The 18946-nt window shown below is 63.4% G+C and carries 15 protein-coding genes; 4 read left to right on the top strand and 11 right to left on the bottom strand.

Annotated features, from left to right (window positions below):
• Positions 1-5: 5 nt before the first annotated feature.
• Together H4V98_RS11200 and H4V98_RS11205 are read right to left on the bottom strand one after the other, a co-directional pair.
• The gene (locus tag H4V98_RS11200; protein WP_196863180.1) at positions 6-1190 is read right to left on the bottom strand and encodes a glycerophosphodiester phosphodiesterase; all 1185 of its coding nucleotides are present in this window, start codon (positions 1188-1190) and stop codon (positions 6-8) included.
• On the bottom strand, positions 1183-2082 hold the full coding sequence (locus tag H4V98_RS11205; protein WP_196863294.1) for a dienelactone hydrolase family protein: 900 nt from the start codon (positions 2080-2082) through the stop codon (positions 1183-1185). The genes H4V98_RS11200 and H4V98_RS11205 overlap by 8 nt, the downstream gene beginning before the upstream one ends.
• Positions 2083-2253: 171 nt before the next feature.
• Here H4V98_RS11205 and H4V98_RS11210 point away from each other — a divergent pair, with 171 nt between their 5' ends.
• Complete coding sequence (locus H4V98_RS11210) at positions 2254-3057, top strand: NYN domain-containing protein (protein ID WP_280757506.1); 804 nt, start codon at positions 2254-2256, stop codon at positions 3055-3057.
• Positions 3058-3181: 124 nt separating this feature from the next.
• On the opposite strand, the gene H4V98_RS11215 is transcribed toward H4V98_RS11210, so the two are convergent.
• The 9 genes from H4V98_RS11215 to H4V98_RS11255 all read right to left on the bottom strand — a co-directional run bounded on the left by H4V98_RS11215 (position 3182) and on the right by H4V98_RS11255 (position 10848).
• The gene (locus H4V98_RS11215) at positions 3182-3712 is read right to left on the bottom strand and encodes an ureidoglycolate lyase (protein ID WP_196863178.1); all 531 of its coding nucleotides are present in this window, start codon (positions 3710-3712) and stop codon (positions 3182-3184) included.
• A 2-nt stretch (positions 3713-3714) separates the two neighbouring features.
• The gene (locus tag H4V98_RS11220; protein WP_196863177.1) at positions 3715-4650 is read right to left on the bottom strand and encodes a MurR/RpiR family transcriptional regulator; all 936 of its coding nucleotides are present in this window, start codon (positions 4648-4650) and stop codon (positions 3715-3717) included.
• Positions 4651-4669: 19 nt separating this feature from the next.
• A complete protein-coding gene (gene hydA, locus H4V98_RS11225; protein WP_196863176.1) occupies positions 4670-6082 on the bottom strand; it encodes a dihydropyrimidinase in 1413 nt (470 codons plus the stop codon).
• Positions 6083-6087: 5 nt separating this feature from the next.
• Positions 6088-7329 (bottom strand): cysteine desulfurase-like protein, encoded by a 1242-nt coding sequence (locus H4V98_RS11230; protein WP_196868284.1) that lies wholly within the window; start codon positions 7327-7329, stop codon positions 6088-6090.
• Between the two features lie 18 nt (positions 7330-7347).
• Positions 7348-8127, bottom strand: coding sequence for an amino acid ABC transporter ATP-binding protein (locus H4V98_RS11235; RefSeq protein WP_196863174.1), 780 nt, complete (start codon positions 8125-8127; stop codon positions 7348-7350).
• Positions 8124-8795 (bottom strand): amino acid ABC transporter permease, encoded by a 672-nt coding sequence (locus H4V98_RS11240; RefSeq protein WP_196863173.1) that lies wholly within the window; start codon positions 8793-8795, stop codon positions 8124-8126. Before H4V98_RS11240 ends, H4V98_RS11235 begins: the two co-directional genes overlap by 4 nt.
• 131 nt (positions 8796-8926) lie before the next feature.
• Positions 8927-9709: a transporter substrate-binding domain-containing protein gene (locus H4V98_RS11245; protein ID WP_196863172.1), complete on the bottom strand. Its 783-nt coding sequence runs from the start codon at positions 9707-9709 to the stop codon at positions 8927-8929.
• Positions 9710-10103: 394 nt separating this feature from the next.
• On the bottom strand, positions 10104-10397 hold the full coding sequence (locus tag H4V98_RS11250) for a DUF4389 domain-containing protein (RefSeq protein ID WP_196863171.1): 294 nt from the start codon (positions 10395-10397) through the stop codon (positions 10104-10106).
• 10 nt (positions 10398-10407) lie between these two features.
• A complete protein-coding gene (locus H4V98_RS11255; RefSeq protein ID WP_196863170.1) occupies positions 10408-10848 on the bottom strand; it encodes a universal stress protein in 441 nt (146 codons plus the stop codon).
• 532 nt (positions 10849-11380) lie between these two features.
• On the opposite strand from H4V98_RS11255, the gene H4V98_RS11260 reads away from it, so the two are divergent.
• The 3 genes from H4V98_RS11260 (at position 11381) to H4V98_RS11270 (ending at position 18879) form a co-directional block, all read left to right on the top strand.
• Positions 11381-13927, top strand: coding sequence for a hypothetical protein (locus tag H4V98_RS11260; RefSeq protein WP_196863169.1), 2547 nt, complete (start codon positions 11381-11383; stop codon positions 13925-13927).
• An 81-nt stretch (positions 13928-14008) separates the two neighbouring features.
• Positions 14009-17149, top strand: a complete 3141-nt coding sequence (locus H4V98_RS11265) for a hypothetical protein (protein ID WP_196868283.1) — start codon at positions 14009-14011, stop codon at positions 17147-17149.
• Between the two features lie 26 nt (positions 17150-17175).
• Positions 17176-18879, top strand: coding sequence for a caspase family protein (locus H4V98_RS11270; protein ID WP_196863167.1), 1704 nt, complete (start codon positions 17176-17178; stop codon positions 18877-18879).
• The last annotated feature ends 67 nt before the right edge of the window (positions 18880-18946 follow it).

Genomic DNA, 18946 nt, shown 5'->3' on the forward strand with positions numbered 1-18946 from the left:
GGCGTTCAGCGGCTGTTGAAGGCATCAAGCGCTGCGCGACCGGTGGCCGGGTCGTCGGTGAAGAAACCATCAACGCCGGCCCGCAAAAAGGTACTGATTTCGTCAGCCAGCTTGCCATGCTGGCTTGGCGACGCCGCATCGCCTAGTTGCAGTTCGGCTGGCAGGAAGGGGTTTTCGGGGCGAAATGTGTAAGGGTGCACGAACAGGCCCGCTGCATGCGCATCCGCCACCAGCGATGTCGGCTTGCCCAGGCGGTTTTTTGCGTCGCGGGGAATCACCATACTTTTCTCGGGTCCGATGCCGCTGGCATAGCTGGCGACCTCGCGCAGGCCGGAGGCGGTGCCGATGTCGGCAAAGGTGCGCGCATCGCCTGCCAGCCTGAAGTCCTCAGGCCTGCCGCGTCCCGCCAGAAGTTGCACGCTGCGCAGGTCGGTCAGCGTGCGTATTTCTTTCAGGCTGGCCACTTCAAATGACTGGATGAACACCGGCGCCAAGCGGCCCCGGTAGCCATTGGCATGCAGCGCATCGACCAGCCGCTTTTCCAGCGGCAGGCCGATCGACCTGAAATAGCCCGGATGCTTGATCTCGGGGTAAATGGCAATCGTCCGGCCGGTTTTCAGTGTTTTGGCTTGGGCCAGATCCATGACGGCTTGCAGCGTCGGCACCGCAAACTGGTCGTTGTAGGCCATGCTGGCCGGACGGTTCAGTGGAATGCGCTCTCGGGCACGCAGCGTCTGCAGTTCGGCCAGTGTGAAGTCTTCGGTGAACCAGCCGGTGGTGCTGACGTTGTCAATCAGCTTCGTCGCACGCCGCGCAGCAAATTCCGGTTTTTCGGCGACGTTGGTGGTGCCGGAAATCTCGTTCTCATGTCGCGCCACCAGGACGCCGTCCTGCGTGCTCACCAGATCAGGTTCGATCGCATCGGCGCCATCGTCGATCGCCCGGGCATACGCTTCGAGCGTGTGTTCGGGACGAAATGCGCTGGCGCCCCGGTGGCCGATCACCAGTCGGGCGGGCAGGGGCGCGGTGGTGGCCTGTTGGGCATGCGACGTGTTGTGCGGACTGGCGCCGCAAGCCGACAAACCCACTATGGCAATGGTTGCAGCGCAGACATAGAAATGCTGTTTTATCAAGATTCCCGGGTCTCGTTTCGTGAATCCCAACGCCTGGTCCAGATACCGCTCATCCATTCTTCAGGTTGGTTTTGAAGAAGGCCACGGTCCTGTCCCACGACAGCCGTGCCGCCGCAGCGTCGTAACGCGGCGTGGTGTCGTTGTTGAAACCGTGCTGCGTCCCGGCGTATTGGTGCGCCGTGTATTGAGCACCCGCTGCGTTGAGCGCGGTTTCATACGCCGGCCAGGCGGCATTGATGCGCTCGTCAACGGCCGCCAGGTGAACCAGCAGCGGCGCCTTGACCTGGGCTGCTGCCGGCGGCGCGGGCGTGTTGCCGTAAAACGGCACGGCTGCACCCAGATCCGGCATGCGAACTGCCATTTGATGGACGATACCACCGCCGTAGCAAAAGCCTACCGCGCCAAGTTGGCCGGTGGCGTCGGGTCGTGACTTGAGCCACTGGCTGGCAGCCAGAAAATCTTCCATCGCCTTGGACTGGTCCAGCGTGGCAAACAGCGTCCGGGCCTTTTCTTCATCGCCCGGATAGCCGCCCAGCGGCGTCAGTGCATCTGGCGCAAAGGCCATGAAGCCGTCCAATGCCAGACGCCGTGCAATGTCTTCGATGTGCGGGTTCAGGCCCCGGTTTTCGTGGATTACCAGGACGGCCGGCAATTTGGTCCTGTCGGCGCTTGCGGGGCGTACCAGATAGCCGTTGATGCTGCCATTGCCGGCGGGCGATGGAACGCTGGTCCGCTCGCTCTTGAGCCGTGCATCGTCCTGCGGAACCTGTTGGCCCAACGCAAAATTGGGGCTCAGTGCTGCCAGCAGGCCGACGGCGGTCACCCCCGCCGTGGCAAACTTTTGCGCCTTGCCCAGAAAGCCGCGCCGGTCAAGGCTGCCGTGGACGTAGGCATCAAACAGAATCAGCAATTCCTGGTCAAAGTCTTGCGCGGTCAGGCGTGGCGGCATGGGGCGTTCCTTGGTTAAAAAAATAGCAGAATACGCCGCGCGCCGATCAGCCGCCGTGCGGTCTTTTCATGGGCAGCAAGCCATGGGGTTATCGCCGGGCGAGTCCGATGGAACGGCCGCGCCTGTGTCAGTGTGCGGCGCGTTAGCATCATGGCTTTGCCAGGAGCCCCCATGCGCCAGCGCGCCAGCGAACCCCAAGCCTCTGTCGCCCTTTACTGGGACTTTGAAAACCTGCACGCCAGCCTGTGCGAAGCCCGCCAGGAAGGCGCCTACAGCAAGCAGGACAACCGCTTTCGGGTGCAGGAGCCGCTGATCGACATCCAGGCGGTGGTCGAGCTGGCGGCTTCTTTCGGGCCGATTGCCATCAATCGCGCCTACTGCAACTGGCAGTATTTCAGCCGCTATCGCGACGCGTTGCTGCAATGCGCAGTCGAGCTGATCCAGCTTTTTCCGCCTGGCGGCTCGGCCAAGAATGGCGCCGACATCAGCCTGTGCCTGGACGCGATGGAAGACATGGCGCGCTTTGGCCATATTGGCACGGTCATCATCGTCGGTGGCGACAGTGACTTCATGCCGGTGTCGCAAAAAGTCAAGGCCGCTGGCCGAACCCTGATCGGCATCGGCACGCGCAAATCGACCAATCGCCACTGGGCCAAGAGTTGCCATGCCTTCCATTACTACGAAGCCCTGCTGGACAACCTGCAGGCACCTGAACACGCGCTAACGCCATCGGCGGAGTTGCTTGCCGACGATGCCGCCGCCGGGCTCTTGACACGGGCGGTTCGCCTGCTGGCCCAGGCCCAGGGCGATGCCTGGGTCAGTCCGCAAGCCGTCTGGCAGATGATTCTGCGGCTGGACTCGACCTTTGATCCGAAAGAACATGGCCACGCGAATTTTCCGGCCATGCTGTCGGCTTTCGGCGCGCTGCTGGAAGTCAGCGAAGATGGCCAGCCGCCCGTGCTGCGGCTGCGCTGATAGCCGCTTTCTTGTTCTCAAGGGACTATAAAAAAGATAGCTGATTATGCAAGCTGGGTATGCGGATAGTGCCTTTTTTGTGCTGAAAACAGATCAATTCATAGCGCCATGCCTTCCGTGGCCTTCAGGACCAGCTGGATAGGCCATCAGCCGGCGCAAGAATCCGGATAAGTTCGGGCGGCAGGGCGTATTCTTCCAGGTTGACGCCCGGTCCGCCCCGGTCGACCACCAGGAAATCAGTGGTCGCGTCCAGCGACAGCAGCGGATGGTGCCAGGTTCCGCGCGCATAGTTGACGCCCTGTCCGGGAGCGGCGATGAAGCAGCGCAGCCCCTGCAGATCAGGCGCTTCCAGGCCGGGCGCCACCACCACCAGATAAGGCAGGGCCGCCAGCGGCATGAAGGCCTGGCTGCCCAGCGGGTGACGTTCAAGGACGTTCAGGAACAGCGGGAACTGGCGCGGTTGCGAGCGAAAGATGCTGATCAGTGCCTTGGCGCCATGGCCCGCCAGATCGACGCAGGCCAGGTCGTGGTAGCGCTCGGCATGGCCCTGGTTGATTTGCAGGCGCTGTGCGCTGTCGCACGCTTCAATGACATCGCCAAACGGCGCAAATGCGGCGGCGGTCAGCGGCTCGGGCTTCAGGAGAACAGGGGTCATGGCTAGCAGTCGATGTCTTCGAGGACAGTTTCAAACGTTTCGGCGGACCCCATGCGCTGCTTGCTGCGCTTGCTGAAGGCCACACCCATGGCCAGCGTTTGCGCCAGGCTCATGGCGGCGCACAGCGAACGGAAGCCCAGCAATTCGGCGTCGTTGACTTCCAGCACCAACTCGGCGCCTTGTGCAATGGGACTGAAAATGGAATCTGTCAGGGCCAGCCGTTTCACGCCGCGCCGGCTCAGCTGCTGGCACACCTGCAGGGTGTCGCCGGCATACGGCGGAAAGCTGACGGCAATCAAAAGTTGGCCGGCGCCGGCTATCGAGGCCTGCTCGTGGATGCTGCCGCCCAGGCCGTTGATCTGCACGGTCGGGCAGCCTACCCGGTTCAGTGCGTAAGCCAGGTAGGCGGCCACGGCATACGACCGCCGCAGTCCCACCACATGCACGAGCGTGGCCTGCTCGATCAAATCGATGGCGGCTTGCAACGGCAGGCTGGCAGCGTCGGCGCGCAGATGCTCCAGCGACACCATGTTGGCCTGGCTGAACGCTTGCAGCACCTGGGCCGGATCGTCCGGATTGTCCAGCGTCTGCTCGCCGCCGAAATGCCGTATGCGTTGCGGAAAGCTGGGTTGTCCGGCGTGCTGGAGCGGTTCGCGAAACAGCCGCTGCAGGTCGCTGTAGCCTTCGCACCCCAGAAACTGGGCCAGCCGGATAAAGGTCGCAGCCGCCACCTTGGAGGTTCTGGCCAGCGTCGCCACCGGGTTGAGTGCCACCTCGTTGGGATGGTCCAGTGCGTAACGAGCGGCGGCGCGCAGGCGCGGCGTCAGCCGTTCGCTTTCCCGGCCGATCATCTCGCGCAATTCGGCCAGGTTGGCAGGCCGGGCGAGGCGTTCGGGTCTGGCGGGTGCAGGTGTTCTGGACTGGACTGTTGGTGTCACGGGGCTGTGCCGGGGAAGTTCAAAACGCCTGTACCGTACCACGCGGTACGAAGCGGCCCATGCCTTCGCGGCCCAGCCACTCCTCGCCGTCGACGATCAGCTCGCCGCGCAGGAACACTTTCTTCACCTGGCCGCGCAGCGTTCGGCCTTCAAGCAGCGTGTAGTCGCACTGGCTGTGCAGGTGTTCGGCATGGATCACCTGTGTGGCGCCCGGGTCGAACAGCACCACGTCGGCATCGCTGCCGACGGCAATCGTGCCTTTTTTGGGGAACAGGCCGAACAATTTGGCCGGCGTGGTCGAGGTCAGCTGCACGAAGCGGTTGAGAGACAGCTTGCCCTGCATCACGCCGATGTCGAACAGGCTGACCAGCCGGGTTTCGATGCCGGGCGCGCCGTTGGGAATTTTCGAGAAATCATGCAGGCCGCTCATCTTCTGGCGCTGGTAGCCCAGGTGGCCTTCCTTCATGCAAAACGGGCAGTGGTCGGTGGCGATGACCTGCAGGTCGTCGTAGCGCAGGGCGCGCCACAAATGCTTGTGGTCGTCCGGGGTGCGCAGCGGCGGCGTCATGACGTACTTGGCAATCTCGAATTCGTCGCTGTTGTAGACCGAGTCGTCGAACAGCAGGTAATGCGGGCAGGTTTCGGCAAACACCGGAATGCCTTCGGCGCGTGCGGTGACGATGTGCTTGAGCGCCTGGTTGGACGAGACATGGACAAAGTAGATCTGCGCCTCGGCCAGTTCGGCCAGCCGGATGCCGCGGTGCGTGGCTTCGCCTTCCAGGATGGCCGGTCGTGTCAGCGCGTGGTAGCGCGGCGAGGCGTGTCCAGCCTCCAGCGCTTCCTTGATCAGCAGGTCGATCACCGTGCCGTTTTCGGCATGCAACGCCACCATGCCGCCGTCAGCGCCGACCTGGCGCAGCATCTGGAAAATCGCCGCGTCGTCGGCCATCATCACGCCGGGATAGGCCATGAACATCTTGAAGCTGGTCACGCCTTCGTGCCGCATGGCGTGGCGCACGTCGGCCAGCACTTGGGCATCGACGCGCGTCACGATGACGTGCAGGCTGTAGTCCACGTTGACCTGCGGGTCGGCCAGGCGCTGCGCCCGGGCAATCGCCTCTAACGGCGAGTCGTCGGCGGTCTGCAGCGCAAAGTCGACCACCGTCGTGGTGCCGCCGAAAGCCGCTGCCCGCGTGCCGCTGGCAAAAGTGTCGCAAGTGACCGTCGGGCCGATGATGTTTTGCAGATGGACATGAGTGTCCACGCCGCCCGGCAGCACATACAGGCCGCTGGCGTCAATCACCTTCACGCCTTCGCCCACGACCATGTTTCTGCCGATGGCATGGATCACGCCGTCCTGCATCAGGACATCGGCGGTGTAATCGTCGGTGGCCGTGATGACGCGGCCGTTGCGGATCAGGGTGGCGTTCATGGTGTTCAGCCGATGGCTTGGTCAAGGTGGCGGACCAGCCGGTCAATTTCCTGCACGGTGTTGTAGTGCGCCATCGACACCCGCACCACGCCGCCCTGGCTTTGCAGCCCGAGCGCTTCGATCAGGCGCTTGGCGTAAAAGTCGCCAAAGCGGATGCCGATGTTGAACCGGTCCAGGTGACGCACGATCGATTCGGAGGGGCGGCCCTTGACCACGAAGCTGATGGTCGGAACGCGCTCTCCAGCCGTCTGCGCCGGCAGGCCGATGATGCGAACGCCGGCTTTGTTGCGAAGGAAGGACAGCAGCCGCTCGGCCAGCAGGTCCTCGTGGTGCTCGAACAGGTCGAACGCCGCCTGCATCAGCTGGCGCTGGCTGCCTGTGGCGCCGTGCGCCGTGCCCATGGCGCACAGGTAATCTGAAATGCCGATGCAGCCATACGACAGCTCATAGTTGACGTTGCCGGGCTGCAGCTTGTAAGGCAGAACTTCAGGGCCGATGAAGTAATGGTTCAGGCTGGGCAGCGGCAAGAGCATGTCGCGTTTGCCCCAGAGCACAGCGAAGTGCGGACCGAAGACCTTGTAGAAGCTGAAGACGTAGGCGTCCGCGCCACTGGCCTGCACATCGACCAGGCGGTGCGGCGCATAGGCGACGGCATCGACCATAAGCCGCGCCCCGGCCTGGTGCACCAGCTCGGCCACCTTGGCCACCGGGTTGACAGTGCCCAGGATGTTGGACGCATGCGTCATTGCCACCCAGCGGGTACGCGGATTCAGCAGCTGTTGCAGGTCTGCCAGGTCCAGCGCCAGCGAGTCGAGGTTGACATTCCAGAACCTGATGACCGCTCCGGCCTTTTCCAGCCGTGTCCAGCAGCCGATGTTGGCCTCGTGGTCGGTGTTGGTGACGATGATTTCGTCGCCCGGCCGGATGCCCGGCAGCAGCGCCTGCGTGAACAAGAACATGAGGCTGGTGGAAGCGCTCCCCATCACGACTTCGTCCTCGTGCGCAGCGTTGATCAGCTGGGCCACCGAACGCCGGGCCGCAATCACGCGCTCGCCGGCCGCGACCGATTCGGAATAGCTCGCGCCCAGCTGGACGCTGCTCGTCAGCAGGTAGTCGCGCACCCGGTCGGCGACGCGGGCCAGCACCTGCGAGCCGCCGGCATTGTCCAGGTAGGTGTAGCCGCTGGCCAGGCCTGGAAATTCGGCGCGCACCAGGTCAAGGTTCAGTGTGGGTTGCATTGGGCTCATGTTTTGGGAGTTCCGGATTCAATGGTTGACGATGGCCTGCAGGAATGCCTTGGTGCGCACTTCCCGGGGGGTGGTAAAAAATTCTGTGGGCGGGCCTTGTTCAATGACGCGGCCGGCTTCCATGAAGATGACGCGGTCGGCCACGCGGCGGGCAAAGCCCATCTCGTGGGTGACGATGACCATGGTCACGCCGGACTTCGCCAGGTTCTGCATCACGTCGAGCACTTCGCCGACCATTTCCGGGTCAAGCGCAGAGGTCGGCTCGTCAAACAGCAACACCTTCGGCTCCAGCGCCAGCGCACGGGCGATGGCCACGCGCTGCTGCTGGCCACCCGAGAGTTGCGCCGGCAGTTTGTGTGCGTGGTCGGCCAGGCCCACCTTGGCCAGCAGTTCGGCGGCCCGCTGGTCAGCTTTTGCCCGGCTCAATTTGCGCACGCGCAGTGGCCCGAGTGCCACATTGCGCAAGGCCGTCAGGTGCGGAAAAAGGTTGAAACTTTGAAACACCATGCCGACCTCGGCCCGCACCTGCGCCAGGGTCTTGCCGCGCACCACAGGCTGGCCATCGACGCAAATCTGGCCCTGCTGGTAGTCCTCCAGCAAGTTGATGCAGCGGATCAGCGTGGACTTGCCCGAACCCGACGGGCCGACGACAACGACCACCTCGCCCTCGGCAATGTCGAGGTTGATGTCGTGCAGCGCAATGAAGTCGCCGTAGCGCTTTTGCAGCTGGCTGATGTGGATCAGCGGCGGCGTGGCAGTGGTCAGGGGTTTGGACTGCAATGAAGTGGCTGTGGTCATCGGGTGGCGGCGCGGTGGCGCGCTTCAAAATAGCCGACCAGCCGCACCAGCGGCAGCAGCAAAAGCAGGTAGAGCACGGCAGCGCCGATCAGCGGCGTCGGGTTGGCGGCCAGGGCCTGCGCCTGCGTGGCCTGCTTGAGCAGATCGGGCATGGCCACGACCGATGCCAGCGCGGTGTCTTTCAGCACATTGATGCAGTTGCTGGTCAGCGGCGGCACCACGATGCGAAAGGCCTGCGGCAGCACAACATCGCGCATCGTGTCCAGAAAATTCAGCCCCATGGCTTCGGACGCCTCGAACTGCCCCTTGGGCAAGGCCTCTATGCCGGAGCGGAAAATCTCGGCGGTATAGGCTGCCGACACCAGGGAAAGCGTCAGCACGGTCGAGGCGAACGACGACAGGCGCACGCCGACGAAGGGCAAGGCGTAGTACACCAGCACCAGCAGCACCAGGATCGGAATCGAGCGAAACACGTCGATGTAGATGCGGGCGGTGCCGCGTACGGGCAAGGGGCCGTACAGCCTGAGCAACGCCAGCAGCAGCCCACCGATCAGGCCCAGCACGATGCTGACCACGCCGAGCATGACGGTGATGCCCAGGCCCTGCATCAGCATGGGCAGCGCGCCGCGCAGCACGCCCCAGTTGAAAAAAGTGTCGATCAAATCCATGCGGAAGGGCCTGCTGTGGGGGGCGTCGTTGCCGGATTTAAAAAAGGCCGCTCAGGGCAGCCCGTCCTTGCGGTTGATGCCTTGCGGGTTGACGCGCACCGGCTGCCTGGGCGGCCGGTGGCGATGACGGTTTACAGCTTCGGAATGTCCATGACCTTGACGGTGGAAGAATCAGCCGGCGGCATGGTGCCAAACCATTTCTGGTGGGTTTTGGACACGAAGCCGTCTTTTTTCATTTCCGTCAGGATGTCGTTGAGCCGGGCGCCTTCGGGCCAGTTCTTCGCCGTCATGAAGGAATAGCGCTCGCCAGTGGGAATGCGCGCGGCAATGCGGTATTGCGGCTTGTCCTTGATGTAGTACTCGACCGCCGGAATATCGCTGATGTAGCCATCGATGCGGCCTGCCGCCAGGTCCAGCATGGCGGGGGCCAGGCCTTCGTAGCGGGTGATGGTGGCAATCTTGTACTTCGCGGTATTTTGCGTGGCGTACATGTCGCCGGTGGAGCCCGTGTCCACGCCAATGGTCTTGCTGGCAATGTCTTCCAGGCGGTTGATCTTGGTGGCTTTGAGCACCGACAGCGACTGGTCGCTGTCGTAGTAGGGCTGGGCAAAGGCCACCGACTCCAGCCGCTTGGGCGTGATGGTGATGGACGACACGGCGATCTGGATGCGCCCCGACTGCACCGCCGAGAACAGGCCGTTGAACGGAATGTTTTCAATCTGCACGCTCTTGCCGGCGCGACGTGCGGCTTCGTTCACCAGGTCGATTTCAAAGCCGACGATCTTGCCGCTGGCGTCCTGGAATTCCCAAGGCACGTTGCCGACGTTGGCGCCGACCGTCCAGTCGGCGGCGAAGGCCGGGAGGGCAGCAGAAGCGGCCAGGGTGAGCATCGCGGCGCAGAGTTTGAATTTCATGCTGTCTGACTCCAGTGAATGGAAACGGTGAAAGGGCAGGAGGCCGGCTTGGCGAGAACAAAAAAAGCTGTCCGGTAGCAGTCACTCTATCAGAGTAAATTATTTGATTCAATAAGTTTTTATAATGAATTATTTGCGCCAATATGGTGCGGTGCAGTGTTTTTTGCACGCTTCCAGTGCATTGATTTGAGGGCCAGACGAACAGTGGCCCGGACAGCATGCAGGCCGTCAAAGCGCATTGCTGATTCGTTTTTAACCAGAAAGCAGAAATTTCAGCATGAAATATGCCTCTGGCGCAGGCGTGTCATGCGTTAGTAGCTATGAATACAGTAGCTAAAGACGGTCAGGCGCCTTGTGCGCCGTGAGGGGCAGCCAGGGAGATTTCGCGCTATGGCTATAGATTGATCTGACCGTTGCCCGCTGGCCAGGGGCTGAACGGGAAGGGCAGTTCTTCGCTGCCAAAGCTTTCAAACTCGGCGATTTGCAACAGGTAGCGGCCCAGGCTGCGGCCCAGCTGCTGCAGCCTCGGGTTGGGCGCGCTGGTGGCGGTCAGCACCAGTTGCAGCACGCAAAGAAACAGCAGGACCGAGGCCGCCAGCTGGAACGACGCCGCCAGCAGGATCATCAGCAGCGCCCGGACCCACAGCTTGCGGGGCGGCGGCGGGAGCGCGCGCATGTCGTCGCTCATGAGTGGCTTGCTAGCGTGTGATCAGCACGGGGATCGAAGCCGTCGCCAGGACCTTGGCCGTCACGCTGCCGACCACCAGCCGCGCCAGGCCGGTGCGGCCGTGCGAGCCCATGACGATCAGGTCGGCACCTTCATCCGTGGCAATCGTCACGATGCCTTCGGATGCCGTCAGGTCCTCCGAAATGCGGGTGACCAGGGCCACCGGCGCGCTGCCACGGCTGCACAGTTCGGCGACCTTGGCATGTGCCTGGGTGGCATGTTCATGGGCGGCGGACATATACGACTGGAAACCCAGCGGATTGGACTCACCGATCCCCAGATAGGGATAGGGGTCGACCGCGTAAAGCGACGTCAGGCGGGCGCCGTGGGTGCGGGCCATGTCAACGGCGATTCGGGCGGCATTTTCAGAGGCGACGGAGCCGTCGGTCGCAAGAAGGATGTGTTTGAACATGAGGGATTCTTTCTTTGATTTTGAATTTGCTTGTGTTTTAAGAAAGTTCTGAAGTTTCAGAAACCGATAAGGTCCTGACCACCATGTCACAGGTGCCGGGCCAGGTCAAGACCATTTGGTTCGAAAGGCTTGCTGCTGCCAGTTTCAGTTTGCTGGCAGGGGTGAATTCAGCCGTTATGCCTTTCGCAAAACACCCTGTTTTGCTGCAAATTGCAACAAGCATTTCAAGTCGAGCTTGAACAAATTTTGCGAGAAGCAATAATTTTGCTGTCGAGCCATCTTTGTTGTTTTATATAAAAATTCACAAATTTGGCTCATTACCTGTCCTGTTGAAAGTACTGGTTTCAGCAAACCAGCTTATTCGGTATGCCCACTTGTTGTAACTTTTTGGGCTGGCTGGCGCTTGAGGCCCGTGCAAGGCAAGCGTATAAATTTGACCATCGCGAATGAACCCTAGGCTTGAACACTTCCTTCGTGATAGCCGGGCCTTCAATACCTGGAGACCCTGAACCCAACCAGAGGAGAACACGAGATGTCCGATCCTGTAGGGCCGGTTTTTGCCGGTGGCTTCGAAGAGTTTGTCATTCAGGACGAGGCGGGAGAGGGGCATACGCTGCTTTTCCTGCCGGATCGCAACAACGACGCCTTGCAGCGTGAGCGCAAGCCGCCGGTTTTCTATTACATCCCGGAAAAAGTCCGGCTGGCGCGCAATGCTGCCAACAACGACTTCAAGTTCCGGCACATTCACTTCGTCGGTGTTTTCGACGAAAGCATCGCCGGCATTGACAAGGGCGAAACCTCAGGCGGCGTGCTGTCGCTGACCACGACATCGCGTTTTCCGCCCAGCGTCCTGAAACAGGCGGAAACGCAGATTCTGGAACGCTTCAGCGGCCGCAACGACAAATACTGGGGACTGCGCACGCGCGTTGCCCCGCAAATCCGCATTGCGCCTATCACCTCCAACCAGACCGCCATTTCCAGCCTGGCGCCGGATTCGTCGGGCGCCACGCCTGGCATTGGCGCCAATGCCGGCAGCGGCACCGGCGGGGTGGCCAATCCCACGCCTGGGGCGGGAGGCGGCGAGCCCGGCGCGCCCGAAGGCCCGCGCAGCCGCGACTTCATGCAGCTCGGCTCACGCTCGGCCTGGGCGCCGGTGCCGCACGGCCGCAATTTCCGGGGCGCGCAGCTTGACGCCTGGGCCTGGCGCATCCAGGGCAGCGGCCCGGGCTCCATCACGGGTGGCGAGAACGCCTACGGCGGCGTCATCGGCCCGATCCCGAGCGAGATCGTCTGGGCCGGCTTTCACGGCACCTACAGCCCGCTGTTCGTGACGCAAAACCTGATCATGCCGATGTGGTCGCAGCTGATGCGCGTGAAGATCGTCGGCAGCTGGGATCGCATCTTCCAGCATTTCTCGGCCCATATGAATGCCCGCTACCTGTGGTTTTCCGCCGACATCAAGGCCGAGTTCAACAACCTGCGCGTCAACGGCGACATCAAGGTGGAAGTGGACATCGACGGCACCATGCCGGGCGCGCAGGAAATGGAGAAGATGATCAACCAGCGCATCGACCTGATCGTCACGCAGTTCACCGAACAGGCCAAGAAGGTGATTTTCGACCCGCCCCCTCCGCAGGTCGAACCGGCCCAGGCATCCACCTCGGGAGGCGGCCTGTTCGGCTCGCTGTTCGGCTACAACGCCGGCCTGGCGCTGAAGTTCCGGCGTGACGAAACACAGCTTGACCTGAAGTATGAAGAGACGCGCTACTTCCGCTACAACCAGCCGCACACCATTTCCAGCTCGCTCGAAGGCTTCTACAACGAGATCAAGAACGATCCCAAGGCCGAGGGCAAGTACTTCCAGCGCCTGGTGCTGGGCGAACTCAGCCGCAAGCTGTTCCGCATCGTCAAGCCGGTGGTCAACTGGCCTGACAAAGCCCGGAACTGGGCCGGCGAGCCGGTGGCCTTCATCTCGGCGCAGGTTGGCTACCCCGACTCGGGCGGCACGATTGGCTGGAAGCCCGCAACCTTCCAGAAGAGCGACTCGCCCGACCTGACCTTCCGGCCGGTGTGGATCCAGTGGCGCAAGGGCGAGGTGTCGAATCCGCCCGCCTCGTGGGAGCCCGACGCCACCTACATGAAGCGCAAGATCCACCTGCTCGAGCCCCCGACCGAGAGCGAGTTTCCGTTCTTCCACATCGATGTCGAGCAAAACGTGATCGATCTGGACCCCGGCGCCAACGGCACGCTGTCGAATGACAACATCATGGAAGCCCGCGCCGACTCGGCGGGCACACTGGATGTCGGGCCGATTGCGCTGAGCGTTGAACTCCAGTCCACCGCCGAGATCGTCGAGGTCGAAATGCGCGGCAAGGGCCAGCGCGCCGACGGCAAGAACCGGGCCGACAAGGTCACGCGTTTTCGCTTCCTGTCGTCCGACCAGCTGGAGCCGCGCTTCTGGCGCATCTACACCGGCCAGGCCGACTTCAAGACCGACTACCAGTACCGCGTCAATGTCACGGTGCGCGGCAGCCTGACCACCAAGGGCCAGGCCTGGACCGGGCCATGGGAAAACGCCATTGGCAATGGCGCGATCATGATCAACGTACCGATGGCCGATGACCCCGGCGTGACCAAGCGGTCGCTGACGCAGCGCGAGATGTTTTCCGATGTAGTGGTCCGCGCCGCCGATGGCCTGGACGGCGCAGGGTCGGGCGCCAGCACTGCGGCGCCACCGGCGCCACCGGACGTGGGAACCCCCGCCAGCGTGGGCGGCCAGCCGCCAGCGCCTCCGCAGGTCACGCCGGTGGCTCAGCCGCCAGCCGCGCCCACCGCCCAGCCCGTGGTGATGGGCCAGCCGTCGTCGCCGCCAGCTGAACCGCAGGCTCCTCGTGAAAAGACGGTATCGGCGGGAGAAGTCAGTGGCTACCGCGTGCGGGCCGATGACAATTCGGTGGAAGGCTTCCGGGCAAATGACTATGCGCCGGTTGCATCAAGCCAGGGCGGTCGGGGAAAAGACAGCCTGCGCCAGACCGTTTCCAGCGGCGGCCAGGACCCAGAAGGTTGGGTCAACACCTGAGCTGGCCCGCCAGCGGCACCGGGCGGGCGCGATCCACGCGCCTGCCCGGCTTTCATGGCCCGTTACCTTGCGGGGTGCTCTATGGCAATGTCATCAACCCTCGATTCTGCGGCGGCGCGCCTGCCGCCGCAAAAGCTGTTGCGGGCGGCCATGCCTGAACCGGTTCCGGAATCTGTTCAGATGCCCGGCGGTGGCGACGCCTTGCGTCACGGCATCCTGAAGGTGCCGCGCCTGGTGGCCGGAAAAACCTCGCCAAAGTTCTCCCTGGTGCTGCTGCTGTCGCGCGCCCCGATGGCCGGTGAAGACTCGATTCGCCCGCTGCTGATGTCGGCCTACCTTGGCATGGAACTGGACTACCGGCTGCCTTCAGCACCCGGACAGCCCGATCCGGCCCGGCCGGTCTTTGCGCGCCAGGCCCAGGTGTGGCTGCATGCGCCGGGACAGCCGGCTTTCGCCGTGGCCAGCCTGAATGCACCGCTGCTGCGCGGGGCGCTGCACACGCCACTGACGCGTGAACAAACGCTGTCGGTGCTCGATGCGCTTGACGATGTGCCGGGTCCGCTGGCGTTGGCAGCGCGCATCGACTACCGTCCCGATACAGCGGCGTCCGGCGTGGCGCTAAACCTCTGCCCCGCCGAACTGTGGGACCGGCTCAAGGCGCTTGCGGTGGATGGCGCGCTGGGCGAAAACGCCTTTCAACAGGTGTTCGGCCAGTGCAATCTGCCGCCTGAGGCTTTTGCCGACTTTCGCCGCGCCTGCGACGGCCTGCTGGTGCCCAGCCAGGACGGCGCTCTCCTGGGCCGCCGTCCGGCGCCCGGAGCGGCTCGCTTGAAGACAGGCAATGGCCAGGGCGGATTGCGCTCTATCGAGGTGGACTGCCCGCTTCAGGCGGTTCTTGGCCATGCCCTGACGGCGGTGGATCGCGCGGCTTGCATCAGTGTGGTCGGACCCTCGGGCAATCTGCAGGGCGGCCCCTTGCTGGACACCTTGACGCGCAGCAGCTCGCGCTCAGCCCGGGGGTCTGTCGGCATGGGCGCCATGCTCGCCGGCAACAGGATTCAGACTGTGGCCGCGACCCTGCAGCCTTCAATCCGGCCCGTGGCGACGGCGCACCTGATCTCGGCCGAGGCGATCCGCATCCAGCAGCCGGCTTCGACGGCTCCAACCCCCGCCGTCACGAAACTGACGCACTACCTGCTGCCGGAAGCGGTTTTCCTGACGGCAAGCTTTGCAACAGAGTCGCTGCCCGTTCTGGGTGACCTGAACGCGCCGCTGTTCAGCGACAAGAACAATGCCGGGCTGCGCTGGTATTTGCCCGACATCACGCTGGTCCGGCCTGCGGCCAGCGAAGCGCCTGACGCCAGCCCCTTCCTTTTTGACCTGGAACGCATCGGCACCAGCGCCTCGGGACAGCCGGCCATCCGCGCGCGCTTGCGCTTCACGCTGGACATGTCGCAGTCTGCCGCCACGCGCGCCGCATTGTCTGCGAACCCCGGCCTGACGGCGCGGATGGTCGAGCCGGTGCAGCCTTCGGTCACGCTCAGCGTGCCTTTCATTGACGATGTTTCCGGCCAACTCCGGCGGTCTGACTGCCGGGCTTCCCTCGTGCGTTCAGGCAACCGGCTGGTGGCTACGGTGGAACTGATGAATGATGCCGCCCGCACCGCCTATGGCTCGTTGTCCACGGCCGGCTTTCAAACAGAGCCGGCGCGGCTGGAAGTGGCTTTTCAGTTTTCCGGTTATGCACCGGTCGTGAACCGGCCGCCGCTGGTGCTCGGCGGCAAGATTTCCTCTGCCGTGCTGCTGGCCAGGCAGCGCGACGACGCCGACAGCATCCGGGTGGTGTCGGGCGGACGCGAATTTGCGGTGCGGCCGGGTTCGCTGCAGACCATAAAGCCCGACCTGACGCTGGCCGGACGCATCAGCAGCTCGACCGCCGCCATTGCCTTGAACGAGAAGATTCAGTATGCCCTGCGCAACAGCATCCGCCAGCAGTCGCTGGACGCCTTTTTTTCCTGCGCCGAACTGGGCGCCTTTTACCGCGAAAAGCAGGCGGCAGCGACGGTCTCGATTGGCTGCGCCGAAGCTTTTCGCCTGGGCCAGGCCTCTTCGCTGACCTACCAGGAAGTGGTGGCGCTGAACCGGCCAAATTACCGCGTGTTTCGCAATCTTCGGCAGCCTGGCCGCTTTTTGCTGGTGCCGCTGCGCTTTGAAGTGACCCGCTACGCGCCCGGAACACCGGAGCGCGAATACCGCCCGGCGCTGATCGTCTATGCGGCGCTGGACGCCGACCAGCCGGAAAACAACCGCATCCGCTTCGAAGCCATGCTGGGCCCGTCGATTTCCCCCTACGATGTCGAGGACCTGCGCCGGCGGCTGCTGCTGGAATCTGCCAGCCCGGTGCTCGAACTGCCGAACATGCTGGCCCAGCGGATTGAATTCAGCTGGAACCTGACCGCGACGCCGCCGATCCAAGCCGCGACATCGGCCACGCCCGAAGGCTTGCATGCTGCGCTGTCAACCGATCTGGCCAGCGCGCTGCTGCTCAAGACGCTGATCCAGAACACCGGCCTGGGCGGCACCGCCCGTTTTGTGCTGGAAGACGGCAGCGTGGTCACGTCGGCGCTTTCGGTGCATCTGGGGCGCATCACCGGGCCCTGGCTGTCTGGCCCGATCACCCTGCAGCCGCAGGGTGACACGCTGCGATTGACCAACCACATCGAAAGCTCGGTGGCGGTGAAGGATGTGTACCTGTTCAACGGACCGGGCGAGCCTGCCCGCGTGCCGGTCGAGGCGTCGCTGGCGGCGGGTGCGTCGATCGACGTGGCCGCGCCTGCCGGCTACACCACCGCGCAGGCCGATTGCGTGACGCTGGCTGACGGCAACCCGACGCTTGAAGAAGTCCGCGCGATGATCGAGGAGATCGAGTGCAACGTGGTGTTCATCGATGTCGTCAATTATGAGAACCACGGGCTCACCCGGCTGGACATCGACGCCCGGCTGCAGGGCGTTCCGGGCGTTTACCGGGTCGGCATGGACAGCCGGCGCGGGGCGGTCAATTTTCTGCTGCCGCTGACCACCTACCTGGCGGCGCGCATGGTTGAATTCCGGCTCACCAAGGTGTTTGCCAGCCAGCCTGCGGAAATGCTGGCATGGCGCGCCTGGGACATGCAGACCGGCAGCAACATCGTCACGATCACCTCGGACATGATTTCCGCCTAACCGAAGACAACCCAAGGAGCGCTCAAATGTCAAAAGGAATTGCTGTCAATATCGGGCTGAATTTTGTCAATCCGGATGCCTACAACGGATGGAACGGACAGCTTGCGGGTTGCATCAACGATGCCCGCGACATGTACCAGATCGCGACGCAGGTCGGTTACAGCGCGACCCTGCTGACCGACGCGCAGGCCTCGGCTGCCGAGGTGACGCGCGTCATCGGCCAGGCGGCGCGCCAACTGGCGGCGGGCGACATCTGCCTGGTCACGTACTCCGGCCACGGCTCGCAGATCACCGATGTGACCGGCGACGAGCCAGACGGGAAGGATGAAACCTGGGTGCTGTGGGACCGCCAGTTGCTGGACGATGAACTTAATGGGCTGTGGTCCGGCTTTGCCGCCGGCGTGCGCATTTTCTTGCTGTCTGACAGCTGCCACAGCGGAACGGTGGCGCGGGTCATGAGCTTTCAGAAAAAGTTCAAGAGCGCGGAATTCGCTGCGCAGTACGACCGCCCGGTGAACGCGCCGCCGCGCATTCGCGCTGCTGATCCGGCCGCCGTCCATGCCAACTACCTGGCCAACAAGACCAACTATGAAGTCAGCCAGTGGACGCACCGCGCGGCGGTCAATGCCAGCGTCACGCTGATCTCGGGCTGCCAGGACAACCAGCTGTCGTCCGACGGCGATGCCAACGGCCTGTTCACCCAGCGCCTGAAGGAAGTCTGGAACGGCGGCGCTTTCAGCGGCAGCTATGCGCAGTTTCATTCGGCCATCGTCGCACGCATGCCGTCGGACCAGACCCCCAACCTGTTCCGCACCGGCGTGTCCAACCCGGCGTTCGATGCTGAAAAGCCGTTCACCATCGGCGCTGCCAGCATGGGTGGCACGGGTGGCACGGGCGGCACGGGAAGTGGCGGCAGCCTGTCGATTTCGGCGCCCGCGTCATTCACCAATGGCGCCACGCCCGTCAGCTTCTCGGTGTCGGTGCCCTCAAGCCATTACTTTGCCGTGGAAGTCGCCACCGATGCCAGCCTGTTCAACAGTGCGGCCAACGGCGGGCAGCGCAATGACAATAATTTTTATGCCTCCTGGAAGGTCGCGCCGTTCCGCCAGGGCAACTCGTTCACCCTGCCGCTGGACGCCTGGAACCGGCTGCGGCAGGGGGCGTCAAGGCTTTACTACCGGCTCTGGTGCACGGCCAGCCCGACCGCCTGGGTCAACTACCAGGTGACAACCCCCGACAGCGATGCGCAGTCCGCCCCCGGCATGGACCTGACGGCGCAGAGCCAGCCCGGCAGTGGCGGCGGTGACACCGGCACGCCGGCCATCACCGCGCCCACCACCTTTCCGGCCAACGGGGCGGCGCCACGCTTTCAGGTCAACCCGGGGGCTGGACGCTACTACGCGGTCGAGGTCTCGACCAACAGCTGGTACTTCACCGACCAGTACAGCGCGCAGCGCAACGACACCAATTTCTACGGCTCCTGGAAAGTCGCGCCTTTTCGCTCGTCGGCCCTGTACCCGGCGGCTTTCGAGTTGCCGGCCGATGTCTGGAGCCGGCTGCGCGACAACGCCACCAATGGACGGCTGTATTACCGCATGTGGTGGACCGAGTCGCCCACCCAGTGGGTCGGGCATGGATGCACGACACCCAACAGCTCGGGTCAGAATGCGCCGAGTTTTGCGCTGTCACGCGAATTCGACATGGCGTCGTTCGAGAACTCGGACAAATGAGGTGACCCGCGGCGCGGCTGGAAGATTTTTATGAATGAAAAAGCCTTCTGCCGCAAGTGCAGCCTGC

The sequence above is a fragment of the Polaromonas sp. CG_23.6 genome, assembly GCF_029892315.1.
Taxonomy (GTDB): Bacteria; Pseudomonadota; Gammaproteobacteria; order Burkholderiales; family Burkholderiaceae_C; genus Polaromonas.